General features: G+C 66.0%; 17 protein-coding genes and 1 pseudogene. 13 read left to right on the top strand and 5 right to left on the bottom strand.

The features are described from left to right. Nucleotides 1–33 precede the first annotated feature (33 nt). On the top strand, nt 34–981 hold the full coding sequence (locus ACK2SD_RS21290) for an adenosine deaminase (protein ID WP_412460773.1): 948 nt from the start codon (nt 34–36) through the stop codon (nt 979–981). A 23-nt stretch (nt 982–1,004) separates the two neighbouring features. Here the strand turns inward: ACK2SD_RS21290 and ACK2SD_RS21295 are convergent, their stop codons facing one another. Then, the gene (locus ACK2SD_RS21295; protein WP_039583025.1) at nt 1,005–1,718 is read right to left on the bottom strand and encodes an ArsR/SmtB family transcription factor; all 714 of its coding nucleotides are present in this window, start codon (nt 1,716–1,718) and stop codon (nt 1,005–1,007) included. A gap of 507 nt (nt 1,719–2,225) precedes the next feature. Here ACK2SD_RS21295 and ACK2SD_RS21300 point away from each other — a divergent pair. Continuing rightward, nucleotides 2,226–2,423 (top strand): hypothetical protein, encoded by a 198-nt coding sequence (locus tag ACK2SD_RS21300; protein WP_412460774.1) that lies wholly within the window; start codon nt 2,226–2,228, stop codon nt 2,421–2,423. Here ACK2SD_RS21300 and ACK2SD_RS21305 read toward each other — a convergent pair. Together ACK2SD_RS21305 and ACK2SD_RS21310 are read right to left on the bottom strand one after the other, a co-directional pair. Next, complete coding sequence (locus ACK2SD_RS21305) at nt 2,374–3,555, bottom strand: multidrug effflux MFS transporter (protein ID WP_295481668.1); 1,182 nt, start codon at nt 3,553–3,555, stop codon at nt 2,374–2,376. The genes ACK2SD_RS21300 and ACK2SD_RS21305 overlap by 50 nt on opposite strands. Before the next feature lie 187 nt (nt 3,556–3,742). Beyond that, nucleotides 3,743–3,940, bottom strand: coding sequence for a heavy-metal-associated domain-containing protein (locus tag ACK2SD_RS21310; RefSeq protein ID WP_412460775.1), 198 nt, complete (start codon nt 3,938–3,940; stop codon nt 3,743–3,745). A 146-nt stretch (nt 3,941–4,086) separates the two neighbouring features. Between ACK2SD_RS21310 and ACK2SD_RS21315 the strand changes: the two genes are divergently transcribed. The 5 genes and pseudogenes from ACK2SD_RS21315 (at nt 4,087) to ACK2SD_RS21335 (ending at nt 9,456) form a co-directional block, all read left to right on the top strand. Further along, nucleotides 4,087–4,473, top strand: a complete 387-nt coding sequence (locus ACK2SD_RS21315; protein ID WP_342649769.1) for a hypothetical protein — start codon at nt 4,087–4,089, stop codon at nt 4,471–4,473. A gap of 52 nt (nt 4,474–4,525) precedes the next feature. After that, complete coding sequence (locus ACK2SD_RS21320) at nt 4,526–6,928, top strand: heavy metal translocating P-type ATPase (protein WP_412460776.1); 2,403 nt, start codon at nt 4,526–4,528, stop codon at nt 6,926–6,928. Next, nucleotides 6,925–7,329 carry a Cu(I)-responsive transcriptional regulator gene (cueR, locus tag ACK2SD_RS21325; RefSeq protein WP_304485181.1) on the top strand — a complete coding sequence of 135 codons (405 nt, stop codon included), beginning with the start codon at nt 6,925–6,927 and terminating at the stop codon, nt 7,327–7,329. The genes ACK2SD_RS21320 and cueR overlap by 4 nt, the downstream gene beginning before the upstream one ends. A gap of 345 nt (nt 7,330–7,674) precedes the next feature. Further along, nucleotides 7,675–8,550: pseudogene (locus ACK2SD_RS21330) on the top strand (cache domain-containing protein); the annotation flags it as partial. A 201-nt stretch (nt 8,551–8,751) separates the two neighbouring features. Then, nucleotides 8,752–9,456, top strand: a complete 705-nt coding sequence (locus ACK2SD_RS21335) for a methyl-accepting chemotaxis protein (RefSeq protein WP_412462349.1) — start codon at nt 8,752–8,754, stop codon at nt 9,454–9,456. Nucleotides 9,457–9,459: 3 nt separating this feature from the next. On the opposite strand, the gene ACK2SD_RS21340 is transcribed toward ACK2SD_RS21335, so the two are convergent. Together ACK2SD_RS21340 and ACK2SD_RS21345 are read right to left on the bottom strand one after the other, a co-directional pair. Next, a complete protein-coding gene (locus ACK2SD_RS21340; protein ID WP_295481657.1) occupies nt 9,460–10,248 on the bottom strand; it encodes an AraC family transcriptional regulator in 789 nt (262 codons plus the stop codon). Nucleotides 10,249–10,288: 40 nt separating this feature from the next. Then, a complete protein-coding gene (locus tag ACK2SD_RS21345) occupies nt 10,289–11,566 on the bottom strand; it encodes an acetyl-CoA C-acetyltransferase (RefSeq protein ID WP_412460777.1) in 1,278 nt (425 codons plus the stop codon). Between the two features lie 159 nt (nt 11,567–11,725). On the opposite strand from ACK2SD_RS21345, the gene ACK2SD_RS21350 reads away from it, so the two are divergent. From ACK2SD_RS21350 to ACK2SD_RS21375, 6 genes are all read left to right on the top strand, one after another. After that, complete coding sequence (locus ACK2SD_RS21350) at nt 11,726–13,078, top strand: 3-oxoacyl-ACP reductase (protein WP_412460778.1); 1,353 nt, start codon at nt 11,726–11,728, stop codon at nt 13,076–13,078. Nucleotides 13,079–13,080: 2 nt separating this feature from the next. Next, entirely contained in the window at nt 13,081–13,935 is an 855-nt protein-coding gene (locus tag ACK2SD_RS21355) for a MaoC family dehydratase (protein WP_412460779.1), read from the top strand. Nucleotides 13,936–14,003: 68 nt separating this feature from the next. Beyond that, nucleotides 14,004–14,309, top strand: a complete 306-nt coding sequence (locus tag ACK2SD_RS21360; protein ID WP_029615135.1) for a MazG-like family protein — start codon at nt 14,004–14,006, stop codon at nt 14,307–14,309. Further along, nucleotides 14,306–15,055, top strand: coding sequence for a methyltransferase domain-containing protein (locus tag ACK2SD_RS21365; protein ID WP_304485186.1), 750 nt, complete (start codon nt 14,306–14,308; stop codon nt 15,053–15,055). The genes ACK2SD_RS21360 and ACK2SD_RS21365 overlap by 4 nt, the downstream gene beginning before the upstream one ends. A 22-nt stretch (nt 15,056–15,077) precedes the next feature. Next, entirely contained in the window at nt 15,078–15,707 is a 630-nt protein-coding gene (locus tag ACK2SD_RS21370; protein ID WP_295481646.1) for a DUF4136 domain-containing protein, read from the top strand. A 20-nt stretch (nt 15,708–15,727) separates the two neighbouring features. After that, nucleotides 15,728–16,288: a DUF4136 domain-containing protein gene (locus tag ACK2SD_RS21375; RefSeq protein ID WP_412460780.1), complete on the top strand. Its 561-nt coding sequence runs from the start codon at nt 15,728–15,730 to the stop codon at nt 16,286–16,288. Nucleotides 16,289–16,416: the final 128 nt, after the last annotated feature.

Consider the following 16,416-nt stretch of genomic DNA (forward strand, 5'->3'; position numbering starts at 1 on the left):
TCGGCCAACCGTGACTGATTCGAGAGTTTTCCCATGTACAACTGGCTCAACGCCTTGCCCAAGGCCGAACTGCACATGCATCTGGAGGGTTCGCTGGAGCCCGAGTTGCTGTTCGCATTGGCTGCCCGCAACAAGATCGCGCTGCCGTGGACGGATGTGGAGGCGCTACGCAGTGCCTACGCCTTCAACAACCTGCAAGAGTTCCTCGACCTCTATTACCAAGGTGCGGACGTACTGCGTACCGAGCAGGATTTCTATGACCTGACCTGGGCCTACCTGCAACGCTGCAAAGCGCAGAATGTGATCCACACCGAACCGTTTTTCGACCCTCAGACCCATACCGACCGGGGCATTCCCTTCGAGGTCGTGCTCGGTGGCATCGGCCAGGCCCTCAAGGACGGCCGCGAGCAGTTGGGCGTCACTAGCGGCCTGATCCTCAGCTTCCTGCGCCACCTGAGCGAAGACGAGGCGCACAAGACCCTCGACCAAGCATTGCCCTTCCGTGACGCATTCATCGCCGTCGGCCTGGACAGCTCGGAAAAAGGCCATCCTCCCAGCAAATTCAAGCGCGTATTCGACCGCGCCCGCAACGAAGGCTTCGTGGCCGTGGCCCACGCCGGTGAAGAAGGCCCTCCCGAGTACATCTGGGAAGCCCTCGACCTGCTCAAGATCAAGCGCATCGACCATGGCGTGCGCGCCATCGAGGACGAGCGCCTGATGCAGCGCATCATCGACGAGCAGATTCCACTGACCGTCTGCCCGCTGTCCAATACCAAGCTGTGCGTGTTCGAGCACATGGGCCAGCACAACATCCTCGACATGCTCGAGCGCGGCGTGAAGGTCACCGTCAACTCGGACGACCCTGCCTACTTCGGGGGTTACGTCACCGAAAACTTCATGGCGCTGCACGAGCATCTAGGCATGACTCAGGACCAGGCACAGCGCCTGGCGCAGAACAGTCTGGACGCTCGTCTGGTCTGATTCGAACCTGGCCGCCTTGCAGTTCAACCCACCTGCAAGGCGGGGACATTGGCGATGCGATTGATTTCTTGCACACCGAGTGTCGAGAGCTTCAGGGTTCGGGTGCCCTCCTGTTCGCGTATCCACCCCGACTGCAGGAACAGACTGAGCAGCGCCTGGCCGAGCGCGCCGCCCAAATGGGCGCTGCTGTCGCTCCATTCGCTGCAATGGCAGATTTCGCATCTGCCGCGTTGGCGCGGTGCCAGCGCATCGATGTAGACGCCGATCTGCGCCAGTTGCACACGTCCCTCGGCGCTGACGCTGGCCTGCAATTGACTGCCTTCCAACCACCCCGCACACGCCATGCGCCGGTACAGGTCAGCCGCCAGCTCGCCGCCCAGGTGATCGCCGCACCGACGCGCCCGGCGCAGTGACACTGGCACCTGCAGCGGCTTGATCGAGGCCAGGTTCTCTGCGCGACTGCCCAGCTGCACGCTGGCCAAAGCCTCGACCGCCGCTACCACCTCAGGCGTCGCCAGGCGGAAATAGCGCTTGCGCCCGCGCGCTTCCAGCCGCAACAGACCGGCAGACGACAATAGAGACAGGTGGGCACAAGCCGAGGAAGGTGTCACGCCTATCATCGAAGCCAACTCGTCTGCATGCCGGGCCGAGCCATCGATGAGGGCCCAGAGCATCGCACTGCGTTTGGGCTCGGCCATGAGGCCGGCGATCTGGCTGATACTGCTGACTGCTTTCATGCTCCATCCACTCCCTGCAAAGTCATGTTTCTTGTCCGATAGCCATCCATGGCACCCAGCATCGCCCGCAGTGGCGGCACATGGGACCGGTGAGTTCAGACGCAACGTTCGGCACTGCAGTCTGAGAGGGAAATCGCTCTGTCTGCATTGCCTGCGCGGGCAAGTATAAGCCGCCAGAACCCCTGCACTAGAGGGAGCCGGTGGCTATAGGGAAGCCCGGCGAACGAGGGTGGCAGTACCCTCTGCAAGGTAGGAAAAATAGAAAGAAGGTCGGGATTCGGGGCATTCGCTCTGCGTCAAAGGACACGGGCCTTCGCGGTCGTGCATCGGTTCGTAGACCAGGAACAATGCCGACAATCGCCTTCCATAAGTAGTGCATACAAATGCGAAGGTTCATCGAGCTGCCAGACCATGACCACCGGTCAGCATTCGCGTGCCGCGCCTGGCGGTGCACCTCAGTCGGACTAAACTCATGTCCCGCCGTCACACCCACACGAGGACGCCGCCATGAAGATTGTCGTCTGTGCTTCGAATCACCATCGGACCTGCCCCTGGCAGGTTCAGCTCGATCAACAGGTGGTGGGATTTCGCAGCGAGGAGGAGGCGCGCGCCTTCGTCGCCTCGCTGCAGGCGCGTCTGAATGCACCCCACAATCTCATGCCGGCGCCTTTGCCTGGCGGCGTCGAGTCAGCAGCGCGACGCTGACCACCAGCAGGCCGCACAGACTGATCACCAGCGACATCGGCACGGCGCTGCCGTCATGCAGCACACCCACCAGCGCCGCAGCCATTGCCGCGACACTGAATTGCAGGCAGCCCAGCAAAGCCGAGGCGCTGCCTGCCCGGGCACCCTGCCCATTCATGGCGCAGGCCGAAGCATTGGGAATGATGCAGCCCAGGCTGGCGATACACACGAACAGCGGCAGCAACAGTGGCCAGAGTGCCGCCGGATGCAGCGCCGACACCATCAGCAAAGCCAGCCCTGCCAACAGGTACACCCAGACCGCACGCACCAGCAGCCATCCCGGCGGGCGTCTGGACAGCAGGCGCGCATTGAACTGGGCGACCAGGATGAAGCCTGCCGCGTTGATGCCGAACAGCCAGCCATAGTGCTCGGCGGGCACGCCATAAAGCTTGATGAACACGAACGGAGAACCGGCGATGTAGGCGAACATGCCGGCGATCGCGACCCCACCGGTCAGCGCATGACCGATGAACAGCGGATCGCGCGCCAGCCGTAGGTATTGACGCAGCGCACCGGACAGCGGCTGACGCGGCACATGCGCCGGCAGGCTTTCCGGCAGTCCCAACACCACCGCCAGCAGCGCCGCTGCGCTGAACAGGCTCAACGACAGGAAGATCGACTGCCAGCCGGCGACGTTGACCAGCGCACCGCCCAGCATGGGCGCCAGGATCGGCGCAAGGCCCATGACCAGCATGAGTTGCGAGAACACCTTGGCCGAGGCCACGGCATCGCATTTGTCACTGACGATGGCCCGCGACAGCACCATGCCCGCACAGCCACCAAGCGCCTGAACGAACCGCGCCATCACCAGGGTCTGAAGGTTGGGCGCGTAGGCGCAGGCCAGTGAAGCCAGCGTGAATAGCCCCACGCCGAACAACAGCGGCTTGCGCCGTCCGAAGCGGTCCGCCGCCGGGCCATAGGCCAACTGACCGATCGACAGCCCGAGGAAGTAGACGGCCAAGGTCGTCTGGATCTGTCGTTCATCGGTCGCGAAGGCGTGCGCCATGGCCGGAAAAGCGGGCAGGTAAAAATCGATAGCCAGGGGCCCGAACGCACTGAGTGCGCCCAGAATCATCACCATTCGCAGGTTCATCAGGAATCCATAGCAGGCTAAGCAAACAGCTAGTCTACATTCACCGACTGCCCATGCCAGCAAAACCTGAAAAACCTCCAGACACTGAACTCACGTGCCACGCGCTCTGCGCCATACCATTCGGGCCTGAATCCGCAGGGCACGGCCGCTGCATGGCGAACCGTCAGTACGACCGCACCCTGAACTATCAGGCCAACTGCGCCTGATAACCCTCTTCCATGATCGCCGCGACGATCCGTTCGGCAGGCGATTCGCTCTGCACCTTCACCTGACGGCCCGGCAAATCCACCTTCACCTGGGCTGCCGCATCCACCGTCTGAATCGCCTGGGTCACCGCCTTGACGCAGTGGCCGCAGGTCATGCCTTGAACATTGAACACGTGCATGGTGCTACCTCCTGAGGATTTCGCCGCAGTCTCGACCTTGCCATGGTGGCAAGGTCAAGTGCCTCGATGACGGGTCGGGGTAGCAATCCTTGCCAACCTCGGCCAAGCTGCGCTTTTGCAGATCGTCAGCCAGCAGGAGACTCTTCATGTTCAGGGCAACAGCGGGCGTTGTCGGGCTTTTGGGCGCGTTGGCCATGGTGCCGCCGGCCAGCGCCGAGGACAACGCGCAGTACAGCGTGCTGATCATTTCCCGGGAACGTCTGGAAGTGGCCACCAGCTGCGAAATCGGCGTGTACCTCAACGACCAACTGTCCGGGCGCGTCTTCCAGGAACAATCGACCTCCTTCAACCTGCCGCCAGGACCGGTGGACGTGCGCCTGCGCCTGCTGCCCGGCCAAGCCCCCGGCTGCGGCGCAGGCGTGGAAGATCAGCGCAGCACTCGACTGATGCTGCAAGCCGGTCAGATCAACAAGTACCGCATCACCTTGAGCCAGAATGGACTGCAGCTCAAGCGAGCCGACCTGGGGTATTGACCTTCCCCGCATGGCAAGGTTGATGCTGCAGGCCTGATCAAGGAGAGAAGCCATGGCCGCAACCACCACCTTCGACCTGCCGATTGCCGGCATGACCTGTGCGAGCTGCGTCGGCCGCGTCGAACGCGCGCTGCAGAAGGTCGACGGCGCTGCACAGGTCAGCGTCAACCTGGCCACCGAACAGGCCCGCATCCAGGCCCCGGCCAGCAGCCTGCCGGCGTTGATCGACGCCGTGCGCCAAGCGGGCTACCGCGTACCGACCCACACCCTGGAACTGCAGATCGGCGGCATGACCTGCGCCAGTTGCGCGGGCCGCGTCGAACGGGCACTGGCCAAACTGCCGGGTGTCGAACAGGTCAGCGTCAACCTGGCCAGCGAACGCGCTCACCTGGAAGTGCTGGCGGGCACGGCCGAGGCGGCATTGATCGCCGCCGTCGAACAGGCCGGCTACAGCGCCAGCCTGCCGCGCGATGCCCACGACGACCGACACCAGGCTCAGCGTCGCCTGCGCCGCGAGCGCCTGGCGGTGCTCGCCGCCGTGCTGCTGGCCGTGCCGCTGGTGCTGCCGATGCTGGTGCAACCGTTCGGCCTGCACTGGATGCTGCCGGCCTGGGCGCAGTTCGCGCTGGCCACGCCCGTGCAGTTCATCCTCGGCGCACGCTTCTACAAGGCCGCCTGGAAAGCCGTGCGCGCAGGCGCCGGCAACATGGACCTGCTGGTCGCGCTGGGCACCAGCGCCGGCTATGGCCTGAGCCTCTATCAATGGGCGCAGGCGCCGGCCGGAATGGAGCCGCATCTGTATTTCGAGGCCTCGGCGGTGGTGATCGCTCTGGTGCTGCTGGGCAAGTACCTGGAAAGCCGCGCCAAGCGTCAGACCGCCAGCGCTATCCGCGCCCTGGAAGCCCTGCGGCCGGAGCGCGCCGTGCGAGTGATCGACGGCAGTGAAGAGGAGGTATCGATCAGTCAGTTGCGCCTGGGCGACCAGGTGCTGGTCAAGCCAGGCGAGCGGTTCCCGGTCGACGGCGAGGTGCTCGAAGGCAGCAGTCATGCCGACGAGGCGCTGATCAGCGGTGAAAGCCTGCCAGTGGCCAAAGCGCCTGGCGACAGCGTCACCGGTGGAGCGATCAACGGCGAAGGCCGCTTGTTGGTGCGCACCCAAGCGTTGGGCACGGAGACGGTACTGGCACGCATCATCCGCCTGATCGAGGATGCCCAAGCGGCCAAGGCGCCGATCCAGAAGCTGGTGGATCGGGTCAGCCAGGTGTTCGTCCCGGCGGTACTGGTACTGGCGCTGATCACCCTGGTCGGCTGGTGGCTGGCCGGTGCGCCGCTGGAAAGCGCGCTGATCAACGCCGTCGCCGTGCTGGTGATCGCCTGCCCGTGCGCCCTGGGCCTGGCGACACCGGCGGCGATCATGGCCGGCACCGGCGTAGCCGCCCGCCACGGCATCCTGATCAAGGACGCTGAAGCCCTGGAGCGCGCCCATGCGGTGAACCGCGTGGTGTTCGACAAGACCGGCACCCTCACCTCCGGCAGCCCGCGCATCGTTCATTCGCAGGCGGCGGCAGGCGCCGACCATGACCTGCTGCGCCTGGCCGGAGCCCTGCAACGCGGCAGCGAGCACCCGCTGGCCAAGGCCGTCCTGGAGGCCGGACGCGAGGAAGGCTTGGACATTCCCCAGGTCAGTGACAGCCAGTCGCTGACCGGACGCGGTATCCAGGGCACGGTCGAAGGCCGGGTGTTGGCGCTGGGCAACCGCCGCCTGCTCGACGAGAACGAATTGCAGCCGGGCCCCTTGCTGACCCCGGCAAACACCTGGGAAGCCGAGGGCCGCACGTTGTCGTGGCTGATCGAGTGTTCGCCGCAGCGCCAGGTGCTGGGCCTGTTCGCCTTCGGCGACAGCCTCAAGCCCGGCGCCGATCAGGCGATCGCCGCCTTGCATGCCCAAGGCATCAGCAGCCACCTGTTGACGGGCGACAACCGCGGCAGCGCCCGGGTGGTTGCCCAAGCCTTGGGCATCGACGATGTACACGCCGAAGTGCTGCCGGCCGACAAGGCGGCCACCGTCAACGCATTGAAGCAGCAAGGCGTAGTGGCCATGGTCGGTGACGGCATCAACGACGCGCCCGCCCTGGCCGCCGCCGACATCGGCATCGCCATGGGCGGCGGCACCGATGTGGCCATGCAGGCCGCCGGTATCACTCTGATGCGCGGCGACCCGCGCCTGGTGCCGGCGGCGCTGGAAATCAGCCACAAGACCTACGCCAAGATTCGTCAGAACCTGTTCTGGGCCTTCATCTATAACCTGGTTGGCATCCCTCTCGCCGCCTTCGGTTACCTCAACCCGGTGCTGGCCGGCGCCGCCATGGCCTTGTCCAGCGTCAGCGTGGTCAGCAACGCCCTCTGGCTCAAGACCTGGAAGCCGCGCGACATCGCCGTCAAGGAGACCCCATGAACATCGGCCAGGCCGCCCGGCGTACCGGGCTCAGCGCCAAGATGATCCGCTACTACGAGTCCATTGGCCTGCTCAAGCCCGCGCTGCGCAGCGACAGCGGCTATCGCCTCTACCAGCAGGAGGACCTGCACAGCCTGAACTTCATCAAGCGCTCGCGCGACCTGGGTTTCTCCCTGGACGAGGTCGCGCGTCTGCTGGCGCTGTGGCAGGACCGCCAGCGCGCCAGCGCCGACGTGAAGGCGCTGGCGACCCAGCACATCGAGGACCTGAACCGTCGGATCGAGGAAATGGTGAGCCTGCGCGACACCCTCAGCGAGTTGGTCGCCCATTGCCATGGCGATGATCGACCCGACTGTCCGATCCTCCAGGGCCTGGCGGATGAAGGCAGTTGCTGCCAATGAGCGCCCTCAAGCACGGCAATTGGGTATGCCCTATTAGCCAGGTATGACTGAAGCGGCCTCGTCTGCCGCTTTCATCCCCTAAAACTGGGAGTTTTCCTACAGACTCCTTCAGAAACACCAGCGCCATGCCGATGCCCTTGATACCAGTTCCATGCGTCTACAAGAAAAAATCCGGGAGCGCGAATGAACATCAAGCAGAAACTCACCTGGGCCTTCGCCGTGATTGCCGGCTTGCCCATCGTCATCGTCGCCGCCGTGGTGGTACTCAACCTGCGCGAAGACGCGCGGGACGATTTCCTGGACAGCAGCAGCCGGGAAATCCGCCAGGTCGCCAATGCGATGAACATGTTCTTCCAGGGCATCGACGAGAACGTCGACTACCTGGCCTCCCTGCCCCAGGTCGGCGCCGCAGGCAGCAACCTGAACAAGTTCATGAGCGCCAACCCGCCCACCGAACTGGGTGAGCAGGACAAACGGGTGCTCGCCGCCTTCACGCGTCTGGCTGAAACCCATCCAGCCTACGCCTATGTGTCCTACGGCGTCAGCGACGGCGGTTATGTCGGCTGGCCCGCTGGGCAGAAGTACACCAACTACGACCCACGCCAGCGCCCCTGGTATCAACTGGCGATGGCCAACCCCGGCAAGACCGTGCGCACCGGCGCCTATTACTGGGCTGCCGACGACCTGGCGCTGATCGGCACCGTACGCGCCGTCAACAACCAACTCGGCGCGCCTGGCGGCGTGGTCAATATCGACGTGTCGCTCAAGGGCCTCAGCGAAATCGTCAAGAAGATCAAGCTGGGTGAAAGCGGCTACCTGATGCTGGTGGAAAAGAACGGCAACGTGCTGGTCGACCCACGCGACCCCAACCACAACTTCAAGCAGTTGGAGAGCTTCGGCGGCGGCTACGCCGAGTTGGCCAAGGCCGGCAAGGGTCTGGTGCAGGTGCGTATCGACGACCAACCGTACATGGCCAACGTCTACGTCGACGAGCAGTTGGGCTGGACCTTCATCGGCCTGATCCAGCAGGACGAGGTCATGCAGGCCGCCACCCGCCTGACCTGGCAGATCGGCGTCATCGCCCTGGTGCTCGCCGCGCTGTTCGCGGTGGCCGGCGCCACCTTCGCCAAGCTCATCGTGCGGCCGATCACCGGTGTCAGCAGTGGCCTGGAAGGCATCGCCCAGGGCGAAGGTGACCTGACCCGCAACCTCGACGTGCGCGGCAACGACGAAACCGCGCAGTTGGCCAGTTGGTTCAACCAGTTCCTCGGCGCGATCCGCAGCCTGATCCAGCACATCGGCGGCGCCGCCGGGAAGATTCTCGCCACCTCGGCCAGTTCTACCCGGGTGTCCGGCGACATGGCCGAAGCGGCCGGGCGCCAGCGCGAAGCGGTGGACATGGTCTCCACGGCCTTCCACGAAATGGTCGCCACCGCCAACGAGGTGGCGCGCTCGTGCAGCCAAGCCGCGCAATCGGCCGACAGCGGTCAGCAGCAGGCGCGTCAGGGTCAGCAGCAGATCGACGCGGCGGTACAGAGCGTCGATCGCCTGAGCCATGAGATCGAGCAGTCTGCCCAATCGATGCAACAACTGGAGCGTGACAGCAATTCGATCCAGTCGATTCTGGGCACCATTCGCTCGATCGCCGAGCAGACCAACCTGCTGGCGCTCAACGCCGCCATCGAAGCGGCCCGTGCCGGCGAACAAGGCCGCGGGTTCGCCGTGGTCGCCGACGAAGTGCGCGCCCTGGCCAAGCGCACCGCCGACTCCACCGCCGAGATCGACGGCTTGCTGGGCAACCTGGCCAGCCGTACGGCCCAGGTGGCTGCGCAGATGCATGCCAGCCTGGACGTGTCGCAGCAGTCGGTCAGCCGCATCGGCGAGGCACGTGACAGCTTCGGTCAGATCCGTGAGTCGGTGGACGTCATCCGCGACATGAATACGCAGATCGCCACCGCCGCTGAAGAGCAGCACCAGGTGGCCGAAGACATCAACCGCCACATCAGCCAGATCCATGGCGATGCGCAGTTGGTGGCCGAACTGGCGCAGGCGGCGCGGCAGGACTCGCAAAGCCTGGAAGGCCTGTCCAGCGAACTGGATGCGTTGGTGCGCCGGTTCAAGACCTGAAGATCAGAGGCGCAGTTCGCCTGGCGTGGCACCGAACAGCTGCTTGAAGGCGGCAATGTAGGCCGAGGTGGAGTCGTAGCCACAGCCCAGCGCCGCCTCGGTGACGCTGTGCCCGGCTTCGAGCAGCGCCAGCGACGACAGCAGACGCATGCGCTGACGCCAGTTGCGAAAACTCAAGCCGGTCTCGCGCTGGAACAGGCGCATGAGTGTCTTGTCCGAGCACTCCAGTTGCAGCGCCCACTGCTGCAGGGTCTGCGCTCGATCAGGCGCGGCGATCAGCGCATTGCACAGCGCCAGCAGGCCGGGATGGCGCGGCAGCGGCAGCGAGAAGCCGACGCGCGGCAGCGTCTGCAACTGGTCGAGCAGTACCGCCACCAGGCGGGCCTCGGCCGTGTCGCCTTCCGGGTAGGCCGCCGGCAGTTGGCAGAATTGCTTGATCAGCTCGCGCGCCAAGGGCGTCACCTCCACCACCTGGCAGGCATCGGCGCCCCAGGTGCAGGCATCGCGACGCACATAAAGGCTGCGCATTTCCGCCTGCATCGAGGTCACCACCTCGTGCTCCAGACCCGCCGGAATCCACACCCCCCACTGCGGCGGAGCAAAGTAGCTGCCATCGCTGGTGTAGACGCCCAGCACGCCACTGATGGCGTAGGAGAACTGCGCCCAGTCATGTTGATGGCGCGGGGTCCAGGAGCCCGCGCCGAGGCTTTCGGCGCGCGCGTACAGCGGCCGCGGCAAGCGCTGCAGCGTGGGGATGGCACGGGGGGCAGTGAGGGGACCTGGGGTCGGCATGGCGCGGCTTGTTGTCGTGGTTTGGCCAAAGGTTACCACCTCAGCGCTCGACGATCGCCGTCACCCCCTGCCCGCTCGCGGCGCAGATCGAGATCAGTCCGCGACCCTTGCCGGCCTTGGCCAGCAACTTGGCCATGTTCGCCAGAATCCGCCCACCGGTGGCGGCGAACGGATGACCGGCAGCCAGCGAGCTGCCCTTGACGTTGAGCCGGCTGCGGTCGAGGGCGCCCAGCGCCGCGTCGAGCCCCAGCACCTCACGACAGTAGCGCTCGTCCTCCCAGGCCTTGAGAGTGCACAGCACCTGGGCGGCGAAGGCTTCATGGATTTCGTAGTAGTCGAAGTCCTGCAAGCTCAGGCCATTGCGCGCCAACAGGCGTGGCACCGCATGCACCGGCGCCATGAGCAGACCTTCGCGACCTTTGACGAAGTCCACGGCGGCCGCCTCGCCGTCCACCAGATAGGCCAGCACCGACAATCCCTGCTGCTCGGCCCAGGCCTCGCTGCCCAGCAGCACCAGCGAGGCGCCATCGGTGAGTGGGGTGGAGTTGCCAGCGGTCAGGGTGCCCTTCGGGCCTTTGTCGAACACCGGCTTGAGCTTGGCCAACTGCTCGGCGGTGAGGTCTGGCCGCAGGTTGTTGTCGCGGGTCAGACCCAGGTAGGGCGTGAGCAGGTCATCGTGCCAACCCTGGTCATAAGCCTCGGCCATGTGCTGGTGACTAAGCAGCGCCAGTGCGTCCTGCTCGGCGCGCTCGATCTGCCAGGTCTGCGCCATGCGCTCGCAGTGCTCGCCCATCGATAGCCCGGTGCGCGGCTCGCCATTGCGCGGGAACTCGGGCTTGAGAAAGCTCGGCCGCAGCTTGAGAAACGGCTTCAGACGCTCGCTCAGTCGCCGACCGCGGTTGGCCTCCAGCAGCACCCGGCGCAGCCCCTCGTTGAGGGCGATCGGTGCATCGGAAGTGGTGTCCACGCCGCCGGCGATGGCGCTGTCGATCTGCCCGAGGGCGATCTTGTTCGCCACCAGCAGCGCAGCCTCCAGCCCTGTACCACAGGCCTGCTGGATGTCGTAGGCGGGGGTCTGCGGCGACAGCCGCGAGCCGAGCACGCATTCGCGGGTCAGGCTCAGGTCGCGCGAGTGCTTGAGCACCGCGCCGGCCACCACTTCGCCCAGGCGCAGCCCGTGCAGCCGATAGCGCTCCACCAGACCTTCCAGCGTCGCAGTGAGCATCGCCTGGTTGCTGGCGGTGGCGTAGGCGCCATTGGAGCGGGCGAACGGAATACGGTTGCCGCCCAGGATCGCAACGCGACGAGGTGACTGCATGCTGATTTCTCCTGAAACAATTTGAGCCAATTTATCGAGTCACGCGTTGATCCGCGCCACTGGGCAAAGCCTCAGCCTAGGCGCTTTTTCGAGGATTCGAACGACCTGCGCGCAATTAAGGTCCACACTTGCATGCTTGCCTTCAGGGAGACCCGCATCATGAGCGATCGCTATATCGGCTTCGCCAACTCCACGCTCGGCCGCCGCCTGGTCGATGCCCTTGGCCTACCCCGCCCGGCTGCACTGGAACGCTGGCAGGCCGGACGCCTACGGCCCATCGAGGGCGCCCTGGTACTCGGCGGAGGCCCCTTGGCGCGGCGCGTCGAGGCCCTGGCCCCGGCACTCACCGACGAGTGCTACCACTTCGAAGGTGTTGATCTGCAATCGCCCGCCTGGGTCGCTGGTCTGGGGCCGAAGATCAAGGCGGTGGTGTTCGATGCCAGTCATCTGTCCGACAGCGATGCGCTCGGGCAGTTGCGCGCGTTCTTTCAACCGCTGCTGCGCAGCCTCGCCCCGTGCGCCAAGGTGGTGATTCTCGGGCGCGCCCCGGAGCAGCTCGACGACCCGCTGGCGCGTGTGGCCCAGCGCGCCCTGGAAGGGTTCAGTCGCTCGCTGGCCAAGGAGCTGCGCAACGGTGGCACGGCACAGTTGCTGTACGTGGGCGCTGCGGCCGACGATCAGCTCGAAGGCGCGCTGCGCTTCTTCCTGTCGCCCAAGAGCGCGTTTGTTTCCGGCCAGGTCCTGCGCCTGGAGGCCTGCGCCCGCCAGGTGCAGGACTGGACCCGGCCGCTGGCGGGCAAGCGCGCGCTGGTCACCGGCGCTGCACGCGGCATCGGCGCCGCCATTGCCGAGACCCTGGCCCGCGACGGTGCGCAGGTGATCCTGCTGGACGTGCCGCCGGCACAGAAAGACCTCGACGCCCTGGCCGCGCGCATCGGCGCGCAGGCGCTGGCCCTGGACATCTGTGCCAGCGACGCCGCGTCGCAGTTGCAGCAGGCCCTGCCCGACGGCCTGGACATCCTGGTGCACAACGCCGGCATCACCCGCGACAAGACCCTGGCCAACATGACCCCCGACTACTGGGATGCGGTCATGGCCGTCAACCTCAAGGCCCCGCAGCAGTTGACCCAGGCACTGCTCGACAGCGGCCAGTTGCACGACGATGCGCGCATCGTGCTGCTGGCCTCGGTCAGCGGCGTCGCCGGCAATCGCGGCCAGGCCAACTATGCGGCGAGCAAGGCCGGCCTGATCGGCCTGGCCCAGGCCTGGGCCGAGCCGTTGGCCGAGCGCGGCATCAGCATCAACGCGGTGGCGCCCGGCTTCATCGAGACGCACATGACCGCCGCCATGCCCATGGGCTTGCGCGAGGCTGGCCGCAGGCTGAGCTCGCTCGGCCAGGGTGGCCGCCCGCAGGACGTTGCCGAGGCTGTTGCCTGGCTGGCGCAGCCGGACACCGGCGCGGTCAGTGGCCAGTACCTGCGGGTCTGCGGCCAAGCCTTGATAGGAGCGTGAACATGAAGCGATCCTGGCTCGACCTGCACAGCCCCGAGGCTCGCAGCCGCCTCTATCTGAGGGCACTGGGCAAGCGCAAGATCACGGGCACGCGCCTGCCCGAACGCGGCCTGCGCTGTTTTCTGCGCATCGACCCGCCCAACCTTCAGGCCTATCGGCGGCTGTGCCATTTCAGCGATGACCGCCGTTTACCGGCCACTTACCCGCATGTCATGGCCTTCACCCTGCAATTGCAACTGCTCACCGCCGCAGACTTTCCGTTTCCGCTGCTGGGGCTGGTGCACCTGCACAACGACATCGAAGTGCTGCGCCCCCTGGGCGGTCTCGAAGGCCTGCGTTTCGCGGTACACGCCGACAACCTGCAGGCCCATGCCAAGGGCGGCACCTTCGACCTGATCACCGAGGCCCACGATGGCCTGGGCGTGCTCTGGCGCGAGACCAGCCGCATGCTGGTCAGGGGCCTGAAGCTCGACGGCGTGGCGCACGAGCCGGCGGGCGAGCCATCGCTGGCGGGCCTGACGGACGTCACGCGCTGGTACGCCGACCGCGACATCGGCCGGCGCTATGCCAAGGTCTGCGGCGACTACAACCCCATTCACCTGAGCGCTGCCAGCGCCCGGCTGTTCGGTTTCCCCAAGGCGATCGCCCACGGCATGTGGAGCAAGGCCATGGCCCTGGCCGCCCTGCGCGGGCATCTGCCGGTGGCCGGCTACGGGTTCGCCGTGGACTTCCACAAGCCGGTGCGCTTGCCTTCGGAAGTGTCCCTGAGCGCCAGCCAGGCGGCGCCAGACGGACGGCTGGCGCTGAACGGCCATGGCGAACTGCTGCACATGACCGGGGCCTGGCGAGCGCTGTAGCGCGCTCGCAATTCACTTGCTTTGCTTCCTGGCGCGTCCGAAGCTATGCGCCAGAAGGAGAGTCCCCGATGAATCTGCAAGAACTGACCGAGCGTCTGCACCGGATCCGCGACGACAACGACTGGCGCGGCTTCCACAGCCCGAAGAACCTGGCCATGGCCGCCAGCGTGGAGATGGCCGAGCTGGTGGAAATCTTCCAGTGGCTGAGCGAAGCGCAATCGCGCCAACTGTCCCCCGAGCAGCTCGCCCATGCCGGCCAGGAGGTCGGCGACGTGGTGCTGTACCTGCTGTTGCTGTGCAGCGAACTGGGGCTGGACATGGACGCGGTGGTGCGGGCCAAGCTCGCCGACAGCGAACGGCGCTTCGCCCCATGAACGACCGTCATTTCGATGAGCTGGCCAGCCGTTTCGCCGAGAAGATCTATGGCGGCGCCAAGGGCGCCATTCGCCTGGCGGTGTTGCAGGCCGACCTGGCCGAGCGCTTGCCCGAGCGCCCGCTGCGCATCCTCGATGTCGGCGCCGGCCTCGGGCACATGGCATTGTGGCTGGCCCAACGCGGGCACTCGTTGACCCTCGCCGAGCCCGCTGCGCCGATGCTCGACGGCGCCCGTGAGCGCTTCGCCGAGGCGGGCCAGCGTGCCACGTTCATCCAGGCGCCCTGGCAGGACCTGCTCGGCCAACTCACCGAGCCGTTCGACGTGGTGCTGTGCCATGCGGTGCTCGAATGGCTGGCCGAGCCCCACAGTATCCTGCCAGTGCTGCACCAGTTGACCGCGCCCGGCGGCTGGTTGTCGCTGGCCTTCTACAACCGCGATGCGCTGGTCTACCGCAACCTGCTCAAGGGGCACTTCCGCAAGCTGCGCAGCGACCGCCTGGCCGGCGAAAAGCAAAGCCTGACGCCGCAGATGCCCGTCGATCCCCGTGAGTTGCGGGCGCAACTCGAACCGTTGTGGCAGGTCGAAAGCGAAAGTGGCATCCGGGTGTTCCACGACTACATGCCCAAGGAGTTCCAGGACAAGGCCGAGCTGCTCGACCTGTTGGAAATGGAACTGGCCCACCGTCGTCATCCGAGCTTCGCCGGCCTTGGCCGTTACCTGCACTGGACCTGTCGCCCACGCTGACCCCGCCTGTCGGGAGGAACACATGCCGTACCGTCCGTTGTGTCTGGCCCTGCTGACCCTGGCCCTTGTCGGTTGCCAGGGCAGTAATCCGTATGTCGCCAGCTCGCTGCCCATGCCGCCGGCACCACCCCAGGCAGCCAACACCTTCGACGCCAGCGCCTACCCGGCGGCGCCGCGCGACTACGGCCGCTACCAGAGTTGGAGCTGGCGCAACGGCCAGTTGCCCAGCGGCATGGCCAACGCCGATCCTGCGCAACTGGCCGACGCCATCAGCGGCGTGCTCGACCAGCACGGCCTGCGTCCGGCTCGCGGCGGCCCCGGCGACCTGCTGGTCAGTGCCAACGTGCGTCTGGAAAAGCGCCTGCGCCAGGTCCGCGACTATGATTACGACCCCTACCCTTACGGCCCCTACGGCGGCGTCGGCTATGGCGGCTACCGCAACGGCTATGGCGCCTACGGCAGCGTGCCGATCGTGCGCACTTACCAAGTGGACGTGATGGTGGTGCGCATCGACCTGTTCGATGCCCGCAACGGCCAGGCGGTGTGGAGCGCCAGCGCCGAAAGCGGCAGCGACCAGGGCTCGCCCCGCGAACGTGAAGACGCCCTGCGCGAGGCCGTGCGCAAGGCCCTCAGCGGCTATCCTCCCCGTTAACCGATTGCAGGAGTCTCATCATGCTGCGCCGTCTCGTCGTGCTGTCATTCGCGCTGCTGGTCGCGGCCTGCGCGAGCAACAACGTCACCCAGGATTTCGATGCCAGTCGCGACTTCGCGGCCTACCGCAGTTGGGCCTGGCAGGAGCCGGCGCTGCAATATCGCCCGGATGACCCCAGGATCAAGAGCGACCTGACCGAACAGCGCATTCGCCAGGCCGTGGCCGACCAGCTCGACCAGCGTGGCCTGCGGCCTGTGCAGGGCAACGCGCGGGCGGACCTGAAGGTGCGCGCGTACCTGATCGTCGAAGACCGCCAGCAGCAGGTCACCACCAATTATGGCGGCGGCTGGGGCGGCTATTGGGGAGGCTACTGGGGCGGACCGATGTACAACGAAACCCGCAGCGTCGACTACAAGGTGGCGACCATCCAGGTCGACCTGCTCGACGGGCGCGACGGCAAGCTGGTGTGGCGCGGCAGTGCCGAACAAGTGATGAACAGCTACCCGCCCAGCCCGCAGGAACGCAACGCGGCGATCCAGAAAACCGTGGCGCAAGTCATGGGCAACTACCCACCGCGCTAACCCGGCGTCGGGGTTCCAGGCCCGAGGGCGCACGCGCGCCCCAAGGCCAACCGGCTCGCCGCTCGCCTGCTCATACGGCAAGACGCCATCACCCTGACTACACTCACTGGACCGCACACGCCAAGCAA

Source organism: Pseudomonas sp. SC11 (genome assembly GCF_047039205.1).
Lineage (GTDB): Bacteria > Pseudomonadota > Gammaproteobacteria > Pseudomonadales > Pseudomonadaceae > Aquipseudomonas > Aquipseudomonas boreofloridensis.